Here is a 19,331-nt window from a genome sequence, read left to right as displayed (position 1 = left end):
CTTCCATCAATAACAAGCCCAAGCGGAGTACCACAGATGGCGTTCTTCACCGCAGCCAGCAAAGCCGACTTCCAGCACCAACTGCAAGCGGCACTGGCGCAGCACATCAGTGAACAGGCACTGCCACAAGTGGCGCTGTTCGCGGAACAATTTTTCGGCATTATTTCCCTGGATGAGCTGACCCAGCGTCGGTTGTCCGACCTCGCCGGCTGTACCCTCTCTGCGTGGCGCCTGCTTGAGCGCTTCGATCACGCGCAACCGCAAGTGCGCGTCTACAACCCTGACTACGAACGCCACGGCTGGCAGTCGACCCACACCGCGGTCGAAGTACTGCACCACGACCTGCCATTTTTGGTGGACTCGGTGCGTACCGAGCTGAACCGTCGCGGCTACAGCATCCACACCCTGCAAACCACTGTGCTGAGCGTGCGTCGCGGCAGCAAGGGCGAGTTGCTGGAAATCCTGCCGAAAGGCACCCAGGGCGACGACGTTCTGCAAGAGTCGTTGATGTACCTGGAAATCGACCGTTGCGCTAACGCGGCCGAACTCAATGTCCTGAGCAAAGAGCTGGAACAGGTTCTCGGTGAAGTCCGCGTCGCGGTCGCCGATTTCGAGCCGATGAAAGTCAAGGTCCAGGAAATCCTCACCGGCCTGGACACCAGCCAGTTTGCTGTCGACGCCGAAGAAAAAGCCGAAATCAAAAGCTTCCTGGAATGGCTGGTGGGCAACCACTTCACCTTCCTCGGTTATGAAGAGTTCGTGGTTCGCGATGAAGCCGATGGTGGCCACATCGTCTACGACCAGGACTCCTTCCTCGGCCTGACTAAACTGCTGCGCACCGGCCTGACCTACGATGACCTGCGCATCGAAGACTACGCCGTGAACTACCTGCGCGAACCGACGCTGCTGTCGTTCGCCAAGGCTGCGCACCCAAGCCGTGTACACCGTCCGGCTTACCCGGATTACGTGTCGATCCGTGAAATCGACGCCGACGGCAAGGTCATCAAGGAATGCCGCTTCATGGGCCTGTACACCTCGTCGGTGTATGGCGAGAGCGTGCGGGTCATCCCGTACATCCGTCGCAAGGTCGAAGAAATCGAACGTCGTTCCGGCTTCCAGGCCAAGGCTCACTTGGGCAAGGAACTGGCGCAGGTGGTTGAAGTGCTGCCGCGCGACGATCTGTTCCAGACCCCGGTGGATGAGCTGTTCAGCACCGTGATGTCGATTGTGCAGATCCAGGAACGCAACAAGATTCGCGTGTTCCTGCGTAAAGACCCGTACGGCCGCTTCTGCTACTGCCTGGCCTATGTGCCGCGTGACATCTACTCCACCGAAGTGCGCCAGAAGATCCAGCAAGTGCTGATGGATCGCCTGAAAGCCTCGGACTGCGAGTTCTGGACCTTTTTCTCCGAATCCGTGCTGGCCCGTGTGCAACTGATTCTGCGCGTCGATCCGAAGAACCGTCTGGACATCGATCCGGTTCTGCTGGAAAAAGAAGTGGTACAAGCCTGCCGCAGCTGGCAGGACGACTACGCCAGCCTGGTCGTCGAAAGCTTCGGCGAAGCCCATGGCACCAACGTGCTGGCAGATTATCCGAAAGGCTTCCCGGCCGGTTACCGCGAGCGTTTCGCAGCCCACTCGGCTGTGGTCGACATGCAGCACTTGCTGAGCCTGAGCGAAAAAAATCCACTGGTGATGAGCTTCTATCAGCCACTGGGTCAGGTATCCGGTCAACGCGAGCTGCACTGCAAGCTGTATCACGCCGATACGCCGCTGGCGCTGTCCGATGTGTTGCCGATCCTGGAAAACCTCGGCCTGCGCGTGCTGGGTGAGTTCCCGTATCGCCTGCGTCACAACAATGGCCGCGAGTTCTGGATTCACGATTTCGCGTTCACTGCCGCTGAAGGCCTGGAACTCGACATCCAGCAACTCAACGACACCTTGCAGGATGCGTTCGTCCACATCGTGCGCGGGGATGCCGAGAACGATGCGTTCAACCGTCTGGTGCTGACCGCCGGTCTGCCATGGCGCGATGTTGCGCTGCTGCGTGCCTACGCCCGGTACATGAAGCAGATTCGCCTGGGCTTCGATCTGGGTTACATCGCCAGCACCCTGAACAACCACACCGACATCGCTCGCGAGTTGACCCGGTTGTTCAAAACCCGTTTCTACCTGGCCCGCAAGCTCGGTACTGACGATCTGGAAGACAAGCAGCAACGTCTGGAACACGCGATTCTGGCTGCTCTGGACGATGTCCAGGTGCTGAACGAAGACCGCATCCTGCGTCGCTACCTGGACCTGATCAAGGCCACCCTGCGGACCAACTTCTACCAGACCGACGCGCACGGTCAGAACAAGTCCTACTTCAGCTTCAAGTTCAACCCGCACCAGATCCCGGAGCTGCCAAAGCCTGTACCGAAGTTCGAAATCTTCGTTTACTCGCCTCGCGTCGAAGGCGTGCACCTGCGCTTCGGTAACGTTGCTCGTGGCGGTCTGCGCTGGTCCGACCGCGAAGAAGACTACCGCACCGAAGTCCTGGGCCTGGTAAAAGCCCAGCAAGTGAAGAACTCGGTCATCGTGCCGGTCGGCGCCAAGGGCGGCTTCCTGCCGCGTCGCCTGCCATTGGGCGGTGGTCGGGACGAGATCGCGGCCGAGGGCATCGCTTGCTACCGCATCTTCATTTCGGGCCTGTTGGACATCACCGACAACCTGAAAGACGGCGTGCTGGTACCGCCGGCCAACGTCGTGCGTCATGACGACGATGACCCATACCTGGTGGTTGCTGCGGACAAGGGTACTGCGACCTTCTCCGACATCGCCAACGGTATCGCCATCGACTACGGCTTCTGGCTCGGCGATGCATTCGCATCGGGCGGCTCGGCCGGTTACGACCACAAGAAAATGGGCATTACCGCCAAAGGCGCGTGGGTGGGCGTACAACGTCACTTCCGCGAGCGCGGCATCAATGTCCAGGAAGACAGCATCACGGTGGTCGGCGTCGGCGACATGGCCGGTGACGTGTTCGGTAACGGCTTGTTGATGTCCGACAAGTTGCAACTGGTCGCAGCGTTCAACCACCTGCACATCTTCATCGACCCGAATCCTGCGCCTGCCAACAGCTTCGCCGAGCGTCAGCGCCTGTTCGACCTGCCGCGTTCGGCCTGGTCGGATTACGACACCAGCATCATGTCCGAAGGCGGCGGGATCTTCTCCCGTAGCGCGAAAAGCATCGCGATTTCCCCGCAGATGAAAGAGCGCTTCGACATTCAGGCGGACAAGCTGACCCCGACCGAACTGCTGAATGCCTTGCTCAAGGCCCCGGTGGATCTGTTGTGGAACGGCGGTATCGGCACTTACGTCAAAGCCAGCAGCGAAAGCCACGCCGATGTCGGCGACAAGGCCAACGATGCACTGCGCGTGAACGGCAACGAGCTGCGCTGCAAAGTCGTGGGCGAGGGCGGTAACCTCGGTATGACCCAGCTGGGTCGTGTCGAATTCGGCCTCAATGGCGGCGGTTCCAACACCGACTTCATCGACAACGCCGGTGGTGTTGACTGCTCCGACCACGAAGTAAACATCAAGATCCTGCTGAACGAAGTGGTTCATGCCGGCGACATGACCGAGAAGCAACGTAACCAATTGCTCGGCAGCATGACCGACGAAGTCGGCAACCTGGTGCTCGGCAATAACTACAAGCAGACTCAGGCCCTGTCCCTGGCGGCCCGTCGTGCCTTGCCGCGGATTGCCGAATACAAGCGTCTGATGAACGATCTTGAAGGCCGCGGCAAGCTGGATCGCGCCATCGAGTTCCTGCCGGCTGAAGAAGCGATGAACGAGCGCATCGCGGCAGGCCATGGTCTGACCCGTGCCGAGCTGTCGGTGCTGATCTCCTACAGCAAGATCGACCTCAAGGAAGCGCTGCTCAATTCCCAGGTGCCGGACGACGACTACCTGACACGCGACATGGAAACCGCTTTCCCGCCGACCCTGGTGAGCAAGTTCTCCGATGCCATGCGCCGTCACCGTCTGAAGCGCGAAATCGTCAGCACCCAGATCGCCAACGATCTGGTGAACCACATGGGCATCACCTTCGTTCAACGACTCAAAGAGTCGACCGGCATGAGCCCGGCGAATGTGGCGGGTGCCTATGTAATTGTTCGGGATATCTTCCACCTCCCGCACTGGTTCCGCCAGATCGAAGCCCTGGATTACCAGGTTTCAGCCGACGTACAACTGGAGTTGATGGACGAGCTGATGCGTCTGGGCCGTCGCGCTACGCGCTGGTTCCTGCGCAGCCGTCGTAACGAGCAGAATGCTGCCCGTGACGTCGCGCACTTCGGTCCACACCTGGCAGCGCTGGGCCTCAAGCTCGACGAACTGCTGGAAGGCCCGACCCGCGAAGGCTGGCAGACCCGTTATCAGGCCTACGTTGCGGCTGGCGTTCCTGAGTTGCTGGCGCGCATGGTTGCAGGCACCACTCACCTGTACACCTTGCTGCCGATCATCGAAGCGTCCGACGTGACCGGCCAGAACGCAGCAGACGTCGCGAAGGCTTACTTCGCCGTCGGCAGCGCGCTGGACATCACCTGGTACCTGCAACAGATCAGCGCTCTGCCGGTTGAAAACAACTGGCAGGCCCTGGCCCGTGAAGCGTTCCGCGATGACGTCGACTGGCAACAACGTGCGATCACCATCTCGGTCCTGCAACAGGGCGACGGTACCCAGGACGTGGAAACTCGTCTCGAACTGTGGATGGAAGAGCACGAAGGCATGATCGAACGTTGGCGCACCATGCTGGTAGAAATCCGTGCCGCCAGCGGCACTGATTACGCCATGTATGCGGTGGCCAACCGTGAGTTGCTGGATCTGGCGTTGAGCGGTCAAGCGGTAGTGCCTGCCACTGTCGCTGCCGCTGTCAGCGTCGAGCTGGAGCCGGCTGCCTGATCAGGCGCTGAATGAAGAAAGCCCCGCATTGAGAGATGCGGGGCTTTTTTGTCTGATATTTTTGTGACGTTTTGTCGGGCCTCTTCGCGGGCAAGCCTCGCTCCTACAAAGAACTATGCAGTCCCTGTAGGAGCGAGGCTTGCCCGCGAAGAGGCCATCAGCCTTAGTACAACTTCTGGTTTGCTGAGCTATCGATCATCGACAACTTATCTGTCGGCCTGGTCAATAAATTACTGAGCGACAGGTCAAACTTCTGCACAGCCCTGACGTGCACATTCTGTTGTAAAAGCCCGAATGGATAGTTCAGGGCTTTTTATGTATGGCTGTACGTTCAGCTATCAGTTTTCCAGCGGGATCAACACTTTCTCGTCGGGGGACAACACCATAAACACCAACAGTTTGGCTGGCTTGGTTGCACTGGCATTTTTCGAGACCAGATGTTCCGAGCCGGCCGGTTCATACCAATACTCGCCGGTCTTGTAGGTCTTCGGTTGCTCGCCTTTCACTTGTGAAACGATCGATCCAGAAATCACGTAGGCCATTGCCGTGCCTTCGTGTTTGTGGGCGATGGAGGACTGCCTCGGCTCGTAGTCGACCTCGATCATCAACGCCTTTTTGCCCGGGACGTTCTTCAGTACTTCGTCCTGCAGGATCGTGACTTTTTCCGAGGGGTCGTGGGCGAATGCCGCGGCTGAAACGGTCAAGGCCAGGACAGCCAGGGGGGCAGCACAGAAGCGCATAGCTTGCATGGTTCATCACCTGCGGTAGTTAGTCGTCAGGGACTACGTTAGTCCGCAAGTCGGGGCATTCAAACAGCCAATTTTCGGGAAGCTGAGGGGACCAATATCTGCGGCCAAAAAAAAGATCGCAGCGTCCGGCGGTTCTTGCAGAGGTACCCATTGCCCTGTAGGAACCGCCGAAGGCTGCGATCTTTTAATCTTGTTTTAGCGGATCGGAAAGCTGTTGAAGTCCACGGCATTCGCCAATTGGTTGTCGATCAGACCGATAAAACCTTGTACTTCAGGGCAGTTGAAATGCATGTGCATGGCCGCTTCCGATTGCCAGCGGGCGCTGACAGTCCAGCGGTTGTCGTCCTCGGGGCAGCGGTCGACCATATAGGAATCACAGCCCGGTAGTTCGCGCAGGGTATCGACAATCTTTTGCAGTTGTTTACCCAGTTCATCCGAGCGGCCGGCGACGGCCTGCACCTTTACGGTATTGATCACTTCGTAGGACATTGCTCACACTCCTGAATCAGGCCGGACGATTCCTGCTCATTGAGGGATAACGCTCATGCAGGATAGGCCTGCACTTCCGGACCACCAATAGCCAATTGCCGGATAAAAACGCAGACCAATCTGTCAGGCGACCTGCTGCAAAATGTCCCGCAAGCGGTCCAGGGCAATGTCGATGTCCAGGGTTTCGATGGCGCCAAAACCCAGGAAAAGCCCGGCCTGCGGCGCTTGCTGGTAGAAAAAACTATCGATGGGGTAGAGCCCGACTTCGACTTTTTTTGCCAATTCGATTACCAATGGAATATCGATAGGCACTTTGCACATAACCACCATGTGGAACCCGGCTGTGGTGGGGACAGCCTCGAGCCACGGGAAAAGGTCGCCGGCCATGCGCGCGAGGATTCGTTCGCGGCGTCCGGCATAGATTGTATGGCAGCGCCGAATGTGCTTGAGCAGGCAGCCTTCGGCGATGAACTTGGCCAGCGCCCATTGGGGCAGGGTGGAGGTGTGCAGGTCAGTGAGCTGCTTGGCCCGAATGACCGCTTCGAGAATCGCCGGCGGCAGGATCGCATAACCCAGCCGCAGCGCCGGCAGCAGGGTTTTCGAAAAGGTCCCGACGTAGGCGACGATCCCGCGTTCGTCCATGCTTTGCAGCGAGTCGGTGGGCCGGCCTTCGTAGCGGAATTCGCTGTCGTAATCGTCCTCGATGATGATCGCGCCCAACTCATGGGCCCGCTCCAGCAGCGCAACCCGGCGCGCCTGGCTCATCGGCATACCGAGCGGGAACTGGTGAGACGGGGTGACGTAAATCAGCCGGGTGCCGAGGGGGATCTTGTCCACCTGTATGCCTTGCTCATCCACCGGGACGCCGATCACCGTGGCGCCGTGGGTACCGAACAATAGGCGTGCGGGCGGATAGCCGGGGTCTTCCATGGCAACAATGCTGCCAGGGCGCGTGAGCACCCGGGAGATCAGGTCCAGCGCCTGTTGCGCGCCGTTGCACACCACCACGTCTTCGTCCTGGCAATTGACCCCGCGAGAAAACGCGATGTGCCGGGCGATCGCGTTGCGCAGCGCCGGCAGCCCCTCGGGCAGGCTGTAGAAACCCTTGGAAGCGGCGATCTGGCGCAAGGCGTGAGAGGTGCAGCGCCGCCAGTCATCCTGGGGAAACTGGCCCTTGCTGGTGGCGCCGCCGATGAAGTCGTAGCGCAACGAGCCTTCCAGCGTCGGATGGCGCAGAAACACCGGCAGGTTGCGCCAGGACTCGATGACCTCGGCACTGGCCAGTTCCGAATGGCTCTGCTTACGGGTGACTTTCGCGGTCCGGGCGTTGACGTAGGTGCCTTTGCCGATGACCCCGGTGAGGAAGTTTTCGTAGGTCAGTTGTGTGTAGGTGTCGGAAATGGTCTTGCGGGAAATGCCCAGTTGTTCAGCCAGTAAACGACTGGGCGGGAGCTGCGTCCCGGCTGCCAGACGGCCGGATTCGATGGCGCTGCGCAGTTGGTTGTACAACTGGCCTGCCAGGTCCTTGCGACCGTTGATGACAACGTGAAGTTCCATACCGGCGAGGCTCCTGGGGCGATTGAGGCGCGTGTGCGTCGCGCCAGATTACCCGCATGAGCGCCTGCGCAGAAGTTGCGTGGGCGAAAAACCTCCAATTGGTCTGGTGGCTCAGTGGTCAACGGGTATTTCGCAGAATTGGATCTGTAACGCCAGCGCATCAACGCCTACCTTGAGGGGCACACATCCGATCCACGAGGTCACTCCATGAACGCCCGCCTGGATTACTACAGCGCATCGCCCAAAGCGATGAAAGCGATGATTGCCATGGAGGCCTTGACCAGCAACCTCAGCATCGAGCCAGCCTTGCTGCATTTGATCAAGATTCGCGCCTCGCAGCTCAATGGCTGCGCCTTCTGCACCGACATGCACTCGGTGGATGCCCGGCGACTCGGCGAGACCGACCGCCGTTTGTATTCGATCGTGGTCTGGCGCGACAGCGGCTTCTTCAATGCGCGAGAACGTGCGGCGCTGGCCTGGACCGAAGCCGTCACCTTGCTCTCTGAAAGCCACGTGCCGGACGACGTCTACGCACTGGCCCGAGAGCAGTTCAGCGAAGGCGAGATGGTCGACCTGACCATCGCCGTCACCACCATCAACAGCTGGAATCGCCTGGCGGTGAGTTTTCGGCAAACCCCCGGAGGCTGAATCGATTTTCCACCCCGAGCGTCACATCAGGTTCATAAACGCTGCGCAGGATGAGGCTTTCAAGGATAGATCGACAGGGAGTCAGCGATGCCATTTATAGAAACCACAGGTCGTCAGCGCGTTGCCCAGTACCGCTCGCCCGTAGAAAAAACCTCATCCTGGCGCACACTGGCGGCAGGGATCGATCCGGTACTGGCGCAGTCTTTTCGGGTCAGTGCCCGTTGCGGCTGTTTCATGCAGGCAGCACGCAGTCTAAACATCAAGGCCACCCAGCTGCGCAAACAATTGGCGCAGCTTGAAGCGCAGTTGCAGTGTTCGCTGTTCAGCCATTTAGAGAATGGCGTTGCCCTCAGTTGTGACGGGTTGCAGTTGCAATCGCAGTTGATTGCCTTGGCCAACGAGCGCGACGTGCCGGTGATCGCACAGCCGTTGATTCGCCTGGCCGTCGCCGAATCGACCCTGCATGACATTCTCGGTCGCGACCTGGTTGCTCTCTTGCGGCGCAACGCCAGCGTGCGTCTGGACATCATTACCCTCGACAGCGAACTGTCCCTGCAAGCGGTCAGTGCCGATGTGGTGCTGTGGCTGGCCGGCACCGATTCACCACTGCCAGGACCGAGTTTTGCGGTTAGCGAGCCCCAACGTCTGGCACGGCTCGACTACCTGCCACACATCGCCAAACGTTACTCACGGGTCGCGTCCCGCCCTGACAGCCTCGATGACCTCGCCGATTTCCTGCTGGTGCAATGGCAGCATGACCGTCAGGTCGACAGTTTTCGGCCGTGGAATAGGCTCGTGGACCAGCGCCTGGCCGGGGTGGTGCAGTTGCATTCCTACGAGTTGATGCTGGAGATGATCCGTTGCAGCGCCTGCATTGGCCTGTTGCCCGGATACATCAGCCGCTTCGATCGCGGCCTTGTTGAATTGCCGGGGTTGTTCACTCAGCCGATGCGGCGCCAGGTGTGGATGGCGGTCAATGCTGAATCCGAGGATTCAGCGCAGGTGCAGATGATCGTTGAGCTGATCCAGAACACCTTCAGTGAACGGCGGGAGTGGTTCGAATAACCTTCGGCGGTATAGAGTAAGCGGCCATGTCTGTATCAAGGATGAATCACCCATGCCCGCCACTGATGCTGTCATCTCCCTCGAACGTTTCAACGAATCCCACCTCGACGGCATTACCGCGCTCTACAACGCCCCGGCCATTACCCGGCAGGTGCTGCAAATGCCGTTTCAGTCCACCGAGGTCTGGCGCAAACGCCTGATGCCCGACAACGAGCGTGTGGTGCAACTGGTGGCGCTGCATCAAGGGATGGTCATCGGCAACATTGGCCTGGAGCAGTTTTCGCGGATACGTCGCAGCCACGCCGGTAATCTTGGAATGGGGGTCGCGACGGCGTGGCAGGGCAAGGGCGTTGGCTCGACACTGCTGACGGCGGCGCTGGACATCGCCGACAACTGGATGAACCTGCAACGGGTCGAGCTTTCGGTCTACGCCGACAACGAAGCCGCCATCGGGCTCTACCGCAAGTTCGGCTTCGAAACCGAAGGGCTGTTTCGCGACTACGCCGTGCGTGACGGCGTGCTGGTGGATGCCTTGAGCATGGCGCGCCTGCGTCGCACGCCCAAGGCCGGTTGAGTCACTCGCCCAACGCGAACGCGAACGCCACCGCCGCCTGCGCATGCAGTTCGGTGGTGTCGAGCAAGGGCAGGGCGCTGTGCTCGGGTTTGATCAGCAGGCCGATTTCCGTGCAGCCAAGGATGATCGCCTGGGCGCCGCGCCGCGTCAGTGATTCGATCACCTGCTGATACACCTTGCGTGACGCCTCGCTGATCACCCCGACGCACAACTCGTCATAGATGATCCGGTGGACGGCCTGACGTTCATCGGCCTTCGGCACCAGTACCGTCAGGCCCTTGGCTGTCAGGCGCTCCTTGAGAAAGTCCTCCTCCATGGTGAATGCGGTGCCCAGCAAACCCACCCGCAGCGTACCGGCGTCCAGTGCCGCCTGACCGGCCGGATCGGCGATGTGCAGGAATGGAATCTCGATCGCTGCCTGAATCTGCCCGACCACCTTGTGCATGGTGTTGGTGCACAGCACCACGCACTCGGCGCCACCGGCCTGCAACCGCTGCGCCGCGTCCACCAGAATCGCCGCTGCATCGTCCCAGCGCCCGGCATGTTGAGCCTGTTCGACAGGCCCGAAATCGACGCTGTACATGAGCAATTTCGCCGAACGCAACGGCCCGAGCCGGTCGCGCACCTGCTGGTTGATAAGACGGTAATACTCGGCGCTGGACTCCCAGCTCATGCCGCCGATAAGGCCGATGGTGCGCATGTCGTGCTCCTGTTGATGGCAACCCTTTGTTCAAGCATGCCCTTGCCATGACCCCCAGCCAATACCGTTCACGCTTTTAGTCGTACGCCGGCAGCGCGCATCTGCCATGCTCAAAGTCCGCAACACCGCTTCAACAAAGGAACACCGCAATGGACGACGTACAGCAACTGGGTGAGATGCTTCGCCATTACGCAGAAAGCGAAGCGCACAAGAAGCAACTGTTCGAGTCGCAATCGGCCGTGTGGGCGACGCGCATTGGTGAGCTGTTCGATCAGATCCAGCAATGGCTGGAACCGGTCCAGGCGCCGAATCTGCTTGAGGTGAGCCGCGAAGTGTATGTCGCCTCGGGACCGAGCGTGCCGGCCGAGACGTCGACTTTCAATACCGAGAAGCTGACGATTGTGATAGCCGGTAAACCGGTGGAGTTTGTACCGGATGTGATGGGTGTCGGTGGTCAGATTTCGCTGGCCGTGATGGGCCTGACGGCCGCGCGCTACGGCAGCATTTCGCTGGTGTGCCTGCCGCCGTCCAGTAGCTGGCAATGGCGCAAGACCAATGGGTTGAAAGATCCGGATACGTTTGCGTTCGATGCGAACTTTTTGGCGCAGCAGTTGCAGAGTTTGATTCCTCGCGAGCGCGGTTGAGGTCACTGATCGTTCCCACGCGCAGCAACGAAATGCAGCCCGGGACGCTCTGCGTCCCATTGGAACGCGGAGCGTCCCTTGAGGCATTCCGACCCAAAGCGTGGGAACGATCATTGTGGTTTCAGATGTCGAGGTTGCCCCACCCCGGATTCGCTCCTTCCGGTACAACCGCCTTCACGGTCTTCCCGGTCGCCACCTCCACCCGCCGCGCCACCTCCGGGTCATCGGCAAACGGAATCAGGCTCGCATCCTCCAGGCTCTCAGCTGTCTGATGCTTCAGGCAGTATTCAACCGCCAGCCAAAGCCCCGCCACGCCCAGCACATTCAAAAAGACCTCAATCATCTCAAGCCCCTAGCCTCAAGCAATCTGCGCTTCGCTTTCCGCCATTTCGACGTCCGAAACCCGCACAGTGCGCCAGGTGTTGTACGCCATCAGCAACATGCCACTGAGGAAGAACACCCCGCCGGCGAAGCGCACTACGAAGCCCGGATGGCTGGCCTGCAAGGCTTCAACGAACGAATAGGTCAGCGTTGCCCTCGTCGTTGATCGCGCGCCACATCAGGCCCTGGGTGATGCCGTTGGCCCACATTGAGGCGATGGGGCGCCAGCGTGGACGTGGCCGATGGTCCAGTCGGGCTAGTGGGAGAGGGCGTTGACCGTCTTGATCGCCATCATCGGCCCTTCAAAGGTCGACATCCCGTAGAAGGCCAGGGACAACACCAAAAAGCGCAGGATCGGGTCGGTGCGCAATTTATGCCATGCGCCCGAGAGCGTCATCATGCCGTTGATCATTCCCCCTCAACTCGGTGCCAACAGGATCAGCGACATGGCCATGCCGAGCGACTGCGCCCAGTCCGGCAGCGCGGTGTAGTGCAAGTGGTGCGGGCCGGCCCAGATGTACAGGGTGATCAGCGCCCGATGAGGTGGAAAGCCTCAAGCCGTGGTTTTCACACCTGACGCTGATTGCCCTGGATTTTCCGAGTTTCCGTGATGGCCGCGGTTACAGCCAGGCGTACTTGCTGCGCACTTGATTGGGCTGGACGGGCGAGTTGCGCGCCGTCGGCTGCGCGATCAACTCAGCCACATGCGCCAATGCGGGTTCGACAGCTTCGCGGTGCGTGAGGACAAGTCCGTAGAAGATGCACTCAAGGGGCTGGCCGGGATGAGTGTGCTGTATGGGCGTTCGGTGATTGAGCCTCGGCCGTTGTTCAGACGACGTGAGTAGAACGTCGGTGAGGATGGCGCATCCTGTATAGGAGGATGCGCCGGGCGCTGTCAGTTGATGCGTACCAGGGCTGCTCGGTTGCTTGGTGAAAGCTGATCGATTTCGAGCAGTGTCAGGTTTTTTGGCGCTTCACCGGCCAATGGGTTGCCAAGATTGCCCGCGGCGCCCTCGGGCAGTTTGTACATCGCGCCAGTCAGCGGGTCGACGACCAGCATGCCAATCAAGTTACCGAACACGATGTTGCCCCAGTACCAGCCGCTCATGCTGGTTTCCAGTGTGGCGTTGGCATCGGCATAACCTTCTTTCTTGAAGGTAATGGTGTAGGCCTCGCCCTTGAAGTAGCCACGACCTGAAGGCAGCGTCACGGTATTGGGCGTGGAACCGTTATGTACGATGACACCGGCCTTGTTCGTGATGGTGAAGTTGGCACCGCTTGGGGTGCTCGATACGTTCACCGGGTACTTGCTGTCTCCGGCGATGCTTGCGCAGCCCGAAGTCAGGAGAGTGGCGGCCAGGGCTGTAACGGTGAACAGCGTGCGGAGAGCTTTCATTGTTGATCCTTGAGACCGAGTTTGCCGTCATTGGCCGAGGCACGCTTCATGTGGCCTCGATGTGATTATTGGGACAGATTGCACGGCGCGGACTCTAGCACTAATGGCGGTGCGCCACTATTGGGATTTCGAGTTAATTCGATTGAGTCGCACGCCCGGGAAATGTTGTGTGGTGGTGGAAGGCATTTGTACTGGGTGTGGGGCGGTAACTTTTTCAAGGTGGGTGGCGAATCAGGGTTTGGGTGTACCGCTGTATTTTTATGTTTCGGCATTGCGACTTTCATAGCCCGGGTACGTTTGCCGTCAGGCGCGCGTTCAAGCTCGATGCAGCGTTGCCGGCTGGCCGGCGTCTATCAAATGACGGTTGTGATCTTGTACGGAGATCGATTCACCAGGCCGAGCTGTTGAAATGAAGGTCTGCCTGACGGCAGGCCGTTACCGGCCCGCACACAAAAAAACTGACCCCCTCGGCCAAATCGCCATCGGGTGCCACGGTGATGCGCTGGGTGGATCCCCAACTCGACATCAACCAGTTCACCTGTGTCTACATCGAACCAACCCAGCTCTATCCCAAACCTCAACCGAGCGTGAAAATCCCGCAGGCTACCCTGAACGGAATCACCAATTACTACGATCAAGCGCTAAAGCGTGAAGTGGGTAAAGCCCTGCCGTTAGCCGCGGGCCCTGGCCCGGGTGTGATGGCAGTGCGCGCTGCCATCACTGCCGTGAGCAGCAAGCCTTATGAAGTGATCCCGATCGCCCTGGTGGCAGCGGCGGTGAGCTCAGCCAGTGGCATTCGCGATCAGGATACCGACCTGGCCACTGAAGCGGTGTTCCTTGATGGCGGCAACAACAAAGTCTTGGCCCAGGTTGTGCGCAAAGGCACTGGTAAACCATTGGAAAACGAGTCTCAGGTGATGAAGGCCGATGATGTGAAAGGTGTGATCGATGGCTGGGCTTCTGATCTGCATCAGTCGTTTTTGAAGCTCAAGTCCAAGTAGGTTTCAAATGATCATTCCCACGCTGCGTGGGAATGATCGTGGAAGCGCCGCATCACTCGCTGACTGGTCGCCGTCTGAACGCCGAGCTTGTCACGGAATTCTTCCTGTCACTGCGCGTTGGAAACCAGCGGCAAGACCCACAGATAACGTTGGGCCGCCTGTTGGAAATCCGGCTCGGCGTAGAGCCTGGTGATCGATTCATGGGCCGACCGTTCGCCTTCCATTGCGATCTTGACGATCCGCGGATCAATCTCCTGAGCACCAACGCCGCAACTGACGAACATCGTCATCAGGCTGAAACCGGCTGCGCGAATTGCAACGTGCATATTAAGGCCTCATTCGCCGAAGGTGACGTTGATCCCGGCGAACAGCGTGAACTGTGGCCTGCTGTTTCACCGGTGTTGTAGCTGCCGTTTGGATAGGGGCGTGTGCTGATTCCCTCGTTACTGCGCAATCTCTTTCCTTTCAAAACCTGTAGAACACGTCTGTTGAAGCTAGCAGCTAACGCCGGGTTCGCCAGTCGAAGTGGGGAATACTTCAAACCCGTTGGATGCGATTTGTCAGCGCGCCGACCCTCGATATAAATCCACTCCTATAACTATGTACCGCACCTGACCACCGCCTCATCGACATGCTGTGCCCTACAGACAAGGAGTGACTGTATGGCACAACACACATTTAACGATGGATCTTCAGGGAGCGTTGTCATCAGGTCCGGACCGCCCTCTTCGGGTGGTGGTTCTGGTGGAGATTTCGGTGGCGGCGGTGGGGTTTCAGGCGGATTCGGTAAAACCAACAAGAAAAAGCCAAAAGCCCGAAAGCGGGCCATAGAAGCTGATCGTAAGGCAAGGGAGCAAGCGAGCGCGCAAGCAGCGGCTCAGGCGCAAGCCGCCGCTGCACACATGCAGGAGCAGGCCCGTGTGCAGGCCCTGCATCAACGACTCGCGGGGCTGGCGCAGCGTCATGCCGCCGTAAGAGTTGAGGTAGACCAACGTTTTGCAGCCCGGGCCGCACAACTCGCGCCCGCCCTCGAACAGGAAGTCGTGGCGGCACGACGGCCGCCCAATAGTGACTCAAGCGAGCGATATCACCTTTACACCATCACTACAGACAAAAACGAAGTCGACGGGCTGGTCGCCCGTAGAACCGCAGAACTGAACGCAAAGAACACGGTTGCCCGATCGTTCGATGGGCACGATCCACTCACCCGCACGGTGAACGACTACCAGGTCCGACTGGGGCAATTCGGTGAGGCGCTCAATGACGGCCACCATATTTGGGAAAACGCCTACAACGCGGCCCATGAAGCTCGACTGCTATCGGCACAGATAAGCGCACTCAGCGATAGATCCAATGCACTGGCCAGGCACCACGCCGAGCAGACCATTGTCTGGCGTGAGCGGGAGGCCGTCTGGGAGGCCCAGCGTCAGTTGGACGAGCAGCGTGAAGCGCGAGTTCGGTTCAAGCAGCAGTCTGATGAAGATGTTCGTGTCAAACGGGTCAGGCATGCCAATACGCTGACGGCTCCGGTAACTTCGGTGGCCGCTGGCGGAATGTTTTTGACTCGAGAAAGTGTGTTGGTTGCGCATGACGTCGCCGCTGCACTTGAAAAGGCTGTCCAGGCTGCCATCGACACCCTTATCGATGCCGGGCGCATCGTAGCCAGGACGGGGCCAGTATTTGTCACTGCAATGGTTTATTCGCCAACCCTTGGCAATGGCGAGCTGACCCCCGAGCAACGTCAGCGATTGCTCCAGTCGGTCGGCGTTCCGGCGCAGGCGTTGGGACTTACTGACCGTCAGGCGCTGCAATCAATCGCCAACGCGGGCGGTTCGGTGGAAGTGGCGTACCGGCTCAAACCCGAAGCCGTACCGGAAGGTACCGCGATTATCGTCACCGGCACCGGTGGCGAGGTAGGCGCTCGCGTACCGGTCATCAATGCCGTACTTGACCCGCTGACCGGGGTCTACAGCGCCGAGGTCCCGGGTTCACCGCCACGACTCCTGCAGTTCACACCCGCGTCCACACCTCAGGTGACCACTTCCGGTCAGGCCGGACTGGCGGTGATGACGCCGCAGATCCAGGACATCCCGGCAGGTGTCGACTTGCGCATTCAGGATTGCATCGTTTGCGTGCCGGGTCTGCCGCCGATGTACCTGTCCTTCAATCTACCGCCCATGGGTTCGGGCATCGTCACCGGGACTGGTCAACCTGCTGCGAATGACTGGTGGAAAGCCGCAAGCCAGGCACAGGGTGCGGCCATTCCGGTGCAGATTGGCGACCAGTTCCGGGGTCGGGAAATCAGCTCGTTCGGTGCCTTCGATAGAGCACTGTGGCAAACGGTCGGCGAACACCCTGCGCTTGTTGCCGAATTCGATGAGGTGAACAAAAAACGCGTCGAACAAGGCTTCGCACCCTACGCCCCGAAGAGCACCTGGGTCGGTGAACGGCGTGAATTCGAACTGCGTTATCAGGAGCGGGCAGAACTCGGCGCGAACCCCTTCAAGCTCGACAAAATAAGCATCACCACACCGCAAAGTACCCAAGGCCGGATGGGGATCACGCCGGCAGTTCTACCCTGGCCGATTCGTCCCGTGGGTGGCGGTACCTGGACCCCGTTGGTTCCTCCAGGCATCGAACATCTCGGGCCAACGACCTCGCCGATCACACCGCCGATTCCAGCGGTTTATCCCGGCGCACCGACCCTCCCGGTCCTACCGCAAAACGAGACGTTTCCGGCTGTTGACGAAGGGCAGATCGGTGCCAGTATTCCTGGGTATCCGGGGGATATAGAGTTGCCTTCGCCGGATGTTCTGTTTCTGGATCGGCGCGATGATCCAGGCGTGGCGACCGGGTTTGGACAGTCGGTTTCAGGGATTTGGCTGGGCGCAGCCGCGCGAGAGGAGGGGGCGCCTATTCCTTCGCAGATCGCGGACCAGTTAACAGGGAAGGAGTTTGCTAACTTTCATAGATTCAGAGAGGCATTTTGGAAGGCGGTTGCGGGTGACAAAAGTTTAAGCGATCAATTCAATGCCACAAACTTAAGGTTTATGCGTAAGGGCAGTGCGCCTTTCCCTATCGCAAAAGATCAGCACGGAGGTCGAGTTAAGTTCGAACTCCATCACCGACTAGAGATTGCGCAGGGAGGTGCGGTGTATGACATGGAAAACATTGTCGTGATGACACCGAAACGACATGTTCTTGTGCATAAAGGAGGTAAGCAACTATGAAAAATACTTCACGTCTCGAAGACTATACAGAGTCTGAGTTTCTGGACTTCCTTAAAGAGCTTTTTGATGGAGGGGAGGATTTGACAGCAGATGAGTTTGATAAGTACATGATTGATCGAGTTAAACATTTCGAAACTGTCACCGAACACCCAGACCGCTCAGACGTCATCTTCTACCCCAAGGAAGGCCAGGAGGACAGCCCGGAAGGCATCCTGAAAGAAGTCAAAGAATGGCGCGCATTCAACAACAAACCTGGCTTCAAACCCGAATGACTTGCCACCAATGACTAACTGGCATCTGTTCATAACGAAATGAGCAGGTGCCATTGTCTTCAGCAGTTTGCCCAAGAGACACAAGGAAGAACCAAAGATGGAACTTAAAGCAACTCTCAAGGATTACACCGAGCCGGAATTCCAGGCGTTGGTAAATAGAATCTGGGTCGTCGATCTGCCGAAACGGGACCATGATCGGTTGATCAACCATTTCGACCGGATCGTCGGCCACCCCAAAGGTGCGGACCTGTTTTTTTACCCTGACGACCAAGTCAATACGAATGGTGCTGGATCGATTGTCTTTTTCGTCAAGAATTGGCATCGCAAACGGGGTATGGCGGCGTTTAAGGACGAGAATGTTTCCGTATCGGCTCCACCGGTACAGCTAAGCGATGTCGCCCGGAGTCTGGCAGAAGTACAAGAAATCGCCGCTGATGTGGCCGTATCGGAGCGGGCTGTCGAAACGGCCTTCAGCTTTTTCGAGCAAGGTATCAAGCGCTTGCGAAGTCAACAGAGCCTTCGCCTGGATATCCCTGAGCAAGACACGAATATCCGGGCTCTGGAACGTACTCAGCATGAAACACTCATGGCAATCAGTAAGTTCGAATTCTGCAAAATGCGCGTGGAGTTCGCCAAGCGCGGTGCTCAGCGCGACATGACCTATGCCCGGTCGGAGCAAGCACGGTGGCAGAGCCTCGTGCAACAGATCAACTCAACACACGACCGGTACATTGCGCGATTGGCCGGCATTACTCAGCGCCATCGCGTTCTACATGACGAGGCTGAAGCGCTGTTGATAGCGGCGCAGGAACAGTTGATTCGGTCACGTAATCTGGCAGGGACCGGTCCGGCTCAAGCTGCCTGCGCGATGACCGCATCATTGGATTTGGCCGATAAACGTCCCGATGTATTGCTGGAGGGTGGGCCATCGGCATTGTTGGTGTCGCAACGGACATATTTACAAAAAGCCATTCGTTCGGCCGTTGCGCAATTCGCTTGGCAGAACACGTCAGGCGAACCGCCCGATGATGTCCAGTGCGCTGCGGTGTTGCACTTTGAGTTTTCCAGTCGCGCCGATACGCAGGTATACGGTCTCAGTGTTCCCTTGGCTGAGCTTCTACCAATCGAAGGTCAGGATTGGCAAAGTCTGGCGGCGAACAGGGCTGAGGTCGATGTTCCTTTCAGGATGACTACCGCCCTAGTACCTGCCGAACCTGGAACGATGTTTCAGGGATTACGCGAAATCAAAACGCTGTCACAGGTTCACATCACACCGTCCAAAGGCAGTCATCCGGCATCTGGGGTTCGGGTCAGAGCAGCGCAACTCAATGAACGACTGAATACTTTCAGTTTTACGGCTGATGGCGCCGCACCGATCACCGTTTACTGGTCTGCCCCGGTCACTCTTGAAGCTAGCCCGCCCGTGGCCCCGGCCCCTTCGCATCGTTTGGGTTTTGTTCGATCCTTACCGGTGCCAATACTCGAAACCTCGACGGGAGAGGAAGATGCCCGGTTTGACGACTACATCGTTGTCTTCCCCATCGCGGCAGGACTGGACCCGGTGTACGTCACGTTCAGAGATCGGCGCGAATATCCTGATATGACAATTGCTGAAGCATAACCTTAACCCCGACGTCGGACACAACCGGCTGCGCCGAATATTCCAGTCGCGGCACCGCAT

The 19,331-nt window shown here is 58.7% G+C and carries 15 protein-coding genes and 4 pseudogenes; 10 read left to right on the top strand and 9 right to left on the bottom strand.

Annotated elements, in window-relative coordinates:
- The first annotated feature begins 36 nt into the window (after nucleotides 1–36).
- Nucleotides 37–4,944 carry an NAD-glutamate dehydrogenase gene (locus QK293_RS18380; RefSeq protein WP_282379540.1) on the top strand — a complete coding sequence of 1,636 codons (4,908 nt, stop codon included), beginning with the start codon at nucleotides 37–39 and terminating at the stop codon, nucleotides 4,942–4,944.
- Between the two features lie 163 nt (nucleotides 4,945–5,107).
- On the opposite strand, the pseudogene QK293_RS18375 reads toward QK293_RS18380, so the two are convergent.
- From QK293_RS18375 to QK293_RS18360, 4 genes and pseudogenes are all read right to left on the bottom strand, one after another.
- Nucleotides 5,108–5,227 (bottom strand): annotated as a pseudogene (locus tag QK293_RS18375) (ATPase); the annotation flags it as partial.
- A gap of 55 nt (nucleotides 5,228–5,282) precedes the next feature.
- Nucleotides 5,283–5,693 carry a cupin domain-containing protein gene (locus QK293_RS18370; RefSeq protein WP_282379538.1) on the bottom strand — a complete coding sequence of 137 codons (411 nt, stop codon included), beginning with the start codon at nucleotides 5,691–5,693 and terminating at the stop codon, nucleotides 5,283–5,285.
- Nucleotides 5,694–5,888: 195 nt separating this feature from the next.
- The gene (locus QK293_RS18365) at nucleotides 5,889–6,182 is read right to left on the bottom strand and encodes an antibiotic biosynthesis monooxygenase family protein (RefSeq protein WP_282379536.1); all 294 of its coding nucleotides are present in this window, start codon (nucleotides 6,180–6,182) and stop codon (nucleotides 5,889–5,891) included.
- Nucleotides 6,183–6,305: 123 nt separating this feature from the next.
- The gene (locus QK293_RS18360) at nucleotides 6,306–7,739 is read right to left on the bottom strand and encodes a PLP-dependent aminotransferase family protein (protein WP_282379535.1); all 1,434 of its coding nucleotides are present in this window, start codon (nucleotides 7,737–7,739) and stop codon (nucleotides 6,306–6,308) included.
- A gap of 207 nt (nucleotides 7,740–7,946) precedes the next feature.
- Here QK293_RS18360 and QK293_RS18355 point away from each other — a divergent pair, with 207 nt between their 5' ends.
- The 3 genes from QK293_RS18355 to QK293_RS18345 all read left to right on the top strand — a co-directional run bounded on the left by QK293_RS18355 (nucleotide 7,947) and on the right by QK293_RS18345 (nucleotide 10,026).
- Nucleotides 7,947–8,387: a carboxymuconolactone decarboxylase family protein gene (locus tag QK293_RS18355; protein ID WP_282379533.1), complete on the top strand. Its 441-nt coding sequence runs from the start codon at nucleotides 7,947–7,949 to the stop codon at nucleotides 8,385–8,387.
- Between the two features lie 87 nt (nucleotides 8,388–8,474).
- The gene (locus QK293_RS18350) at nucleotides 8,475–9,452 is read left to right on the top strand and encodes a LysR family transcriptional regulator (RefSeq protein WP_282379531.1); all 978 of its coding nucleotides are present in this window, start codon (nucleotides 8,475–8,477) and stop codon (nucleotides 9,450–9,452) included.
- 52 nt (nucleotides 9,453–9,504) lie between these two features.
- Entirely contained in the window at nucleotides 9,505–10,026 is a 522-nt protein-coding gene (locus QK293_RS18345) for a GNAT family N-acetyltransferase (protein WP_282379529.1), read from the top strand.
- Nucleotide 10,027: 1 nt separating this feature from the next.
- Here the strand turns inward: QK293_RS18345 and QK293_RS18340 are convergent, their stop codons facing one another.
- A complete protein-coding gene (locus QK293_RS18340) occupies nucleotides 10,028–10,726 on the bottom strand; it encodes an aspartate/glutamate racemase family protein (protein WP_282379527.1) in 699 nt (232 codons plus the stop codon).
- A gap of 149 nt (nucleotides 10,727–10,875) precedes the next feature.
- On the opposite strand from QK293_RS18340, the gene QK293_RS18335 reads away from it, so the two are divergent.
- Nucleotides 10,876–11,370: a hypothetical protein gene (locus QK293_RS18335; RefSeq protein ID WP_282379525.1), complete on the top strand. Its 495-nt coding sequence runs from the start codon at nucleotides 10,876–10,878 to the stop codon at nucleotides 11,368–11,370.
- A gap of 121 nt (nucleotides 11,371–11,491) precedes the next feature.
- Here QK293_RS18335 and QK293_RS18330 read toward each other — a convergent pair whose 3' ends face one another.
- A complete protein-coding gene (locus QK293_RS18330) occupies nucleotides 11,492–11,713 on the bottom strand; it encodes a cbb3-type cytochrome c oxidase subunit 3 (RefSeq protein WP_282379523.1) in 222 nt (73 codons plus the stop codon).
- Between the two features lie 15 nt (nucleotides 11,714–11,728).
- Nucleotides 11,729–12,286: pseudogene (locus tag QK293_RS18325) on the bottom strand (cbb3-type cytochrome c oxidase subunit I); the annotation flags it as partial.
- 2 nt (nucleotides 12,287–12,288) lie between these two features.
- Between QK293_RS18325 and QK293_RS18320 the strand changes: the two are divergent.
- Nucleotides 12,289–12,596: pseudogene (locus QK293_RS18320) on the top strand (DUF934 domain-containing protein); the annotation flags it as partial.
- Nucleotides 12,597–12,646: 50 nt separating this feature from the next.
- On the opposite strand, the gene QK293_RS18315 reads toward QK293_RS18320, so the two are convergent.
- Nucleotides 12,647–13,147 carry a hypothetical protein gene (locus tag QK293_RS18315; RefSeq protein ID WP_282379521.1) on the bottom strand — a complete coding sequence of 167 codons (501 nt, stop codon included), beginning with the start codon at nucleotides 13,145–13,147 and terminating at the stop codon, nucleotides 12,647–12,649.
- A 470-nt stretch (nucleotides 13,148–13,617) separates the two neighbouring features.
- Here QK293_RS18315 and QK293_RS18310 point away from each other — a divergent pair.
- Nucleotides 13,618–14,148, top strand: a pseudogene (locus tag QK293_RS18310) (DUF3313 domain-containing protein); the annotation flags it as partial.
- 107 nt (nucleotides 14,149–14,255) lie between these two features.
- Here QK293_RS18310 and QK293_RS18305 read toward each other — a convergent pair.
- Nucleotides 14,256–14,474 (bottom strand): hypothetical protein, encoded by a 219-nt coding sequence (locus QK293_RS18305; protein WP_282379519.1) that lies wholly within the window; start codon nucleotides 14,472–14,474, stop codon nucleotides 14,256–14,258.
- Between the two features lie 336 nt (nucleotides 14,475–14,810).
- Between QK293_RS18305 and QK293_RS18300 the strand changes: the two genes are divergently transcribed.
- The 3 genes from QK293_RS18300 to QK293_RS18290 all read left to right on the top strand — a co-directional run bounded on the left by QK293_RS18300 (nucleotide 14,811) and on the right by QK293_RS18290 (nucleotide 19,271).
- Nucleotides 14,811–17,378, top strand: coding sequence for an S-type pyocin domain-containing protein (locus QK293_RS18300; protein ID WP_282379517.1), 2,568 nt, complete (start codon nucleotides 14,811–14,813; stop codon nucleotides 17,376–17,378).
- On the top strand, nucleotides 17,375–17,650 hold the full coding sequence (locus tag QK293_RS18295) for a bacteriocin immunity protein (protein ID WP_282379514.1): 276 nt from the start codon (nucleotides 17,375–17,377) through the stop codon (nucleotides 17,648–17,650). Before QK293_RS18300 ends, QK293_RS18295 begins: the two co-directional genes overlap by 4 nt.
- 97 nt (nucleotides 17,651–17,747) lie before the next feature.
- Nucleotides 17,748–19,271, top strand: coding sequence for an S-type pyocin domain-containing protein (locus QK293_RS18290; protein ID WP_282379511.1), 1,524 nt, complete (start codon nucleotides 17,748–17,750; stop codon nucleotides 19,269–19,271).
- Nucleotides 19,272–19,331: the final 60 nt, after the last annotated feature.

The organism is Pseudomonas sp. AL03 (assembly GCF_029960815.1).
In the GTDB taxonomy this organism is placed as follows: domain Bacteria; phylum Pseudomonadota; class Gammaproteobacteria; order Pseudomonadales; family Pseudomonadaceae; genus Aquipseudomonas.
Note: the sequence above shows the minus strand (reverse complement) of the source record. Positions and strands in the feature narration are given on the sequence as shown.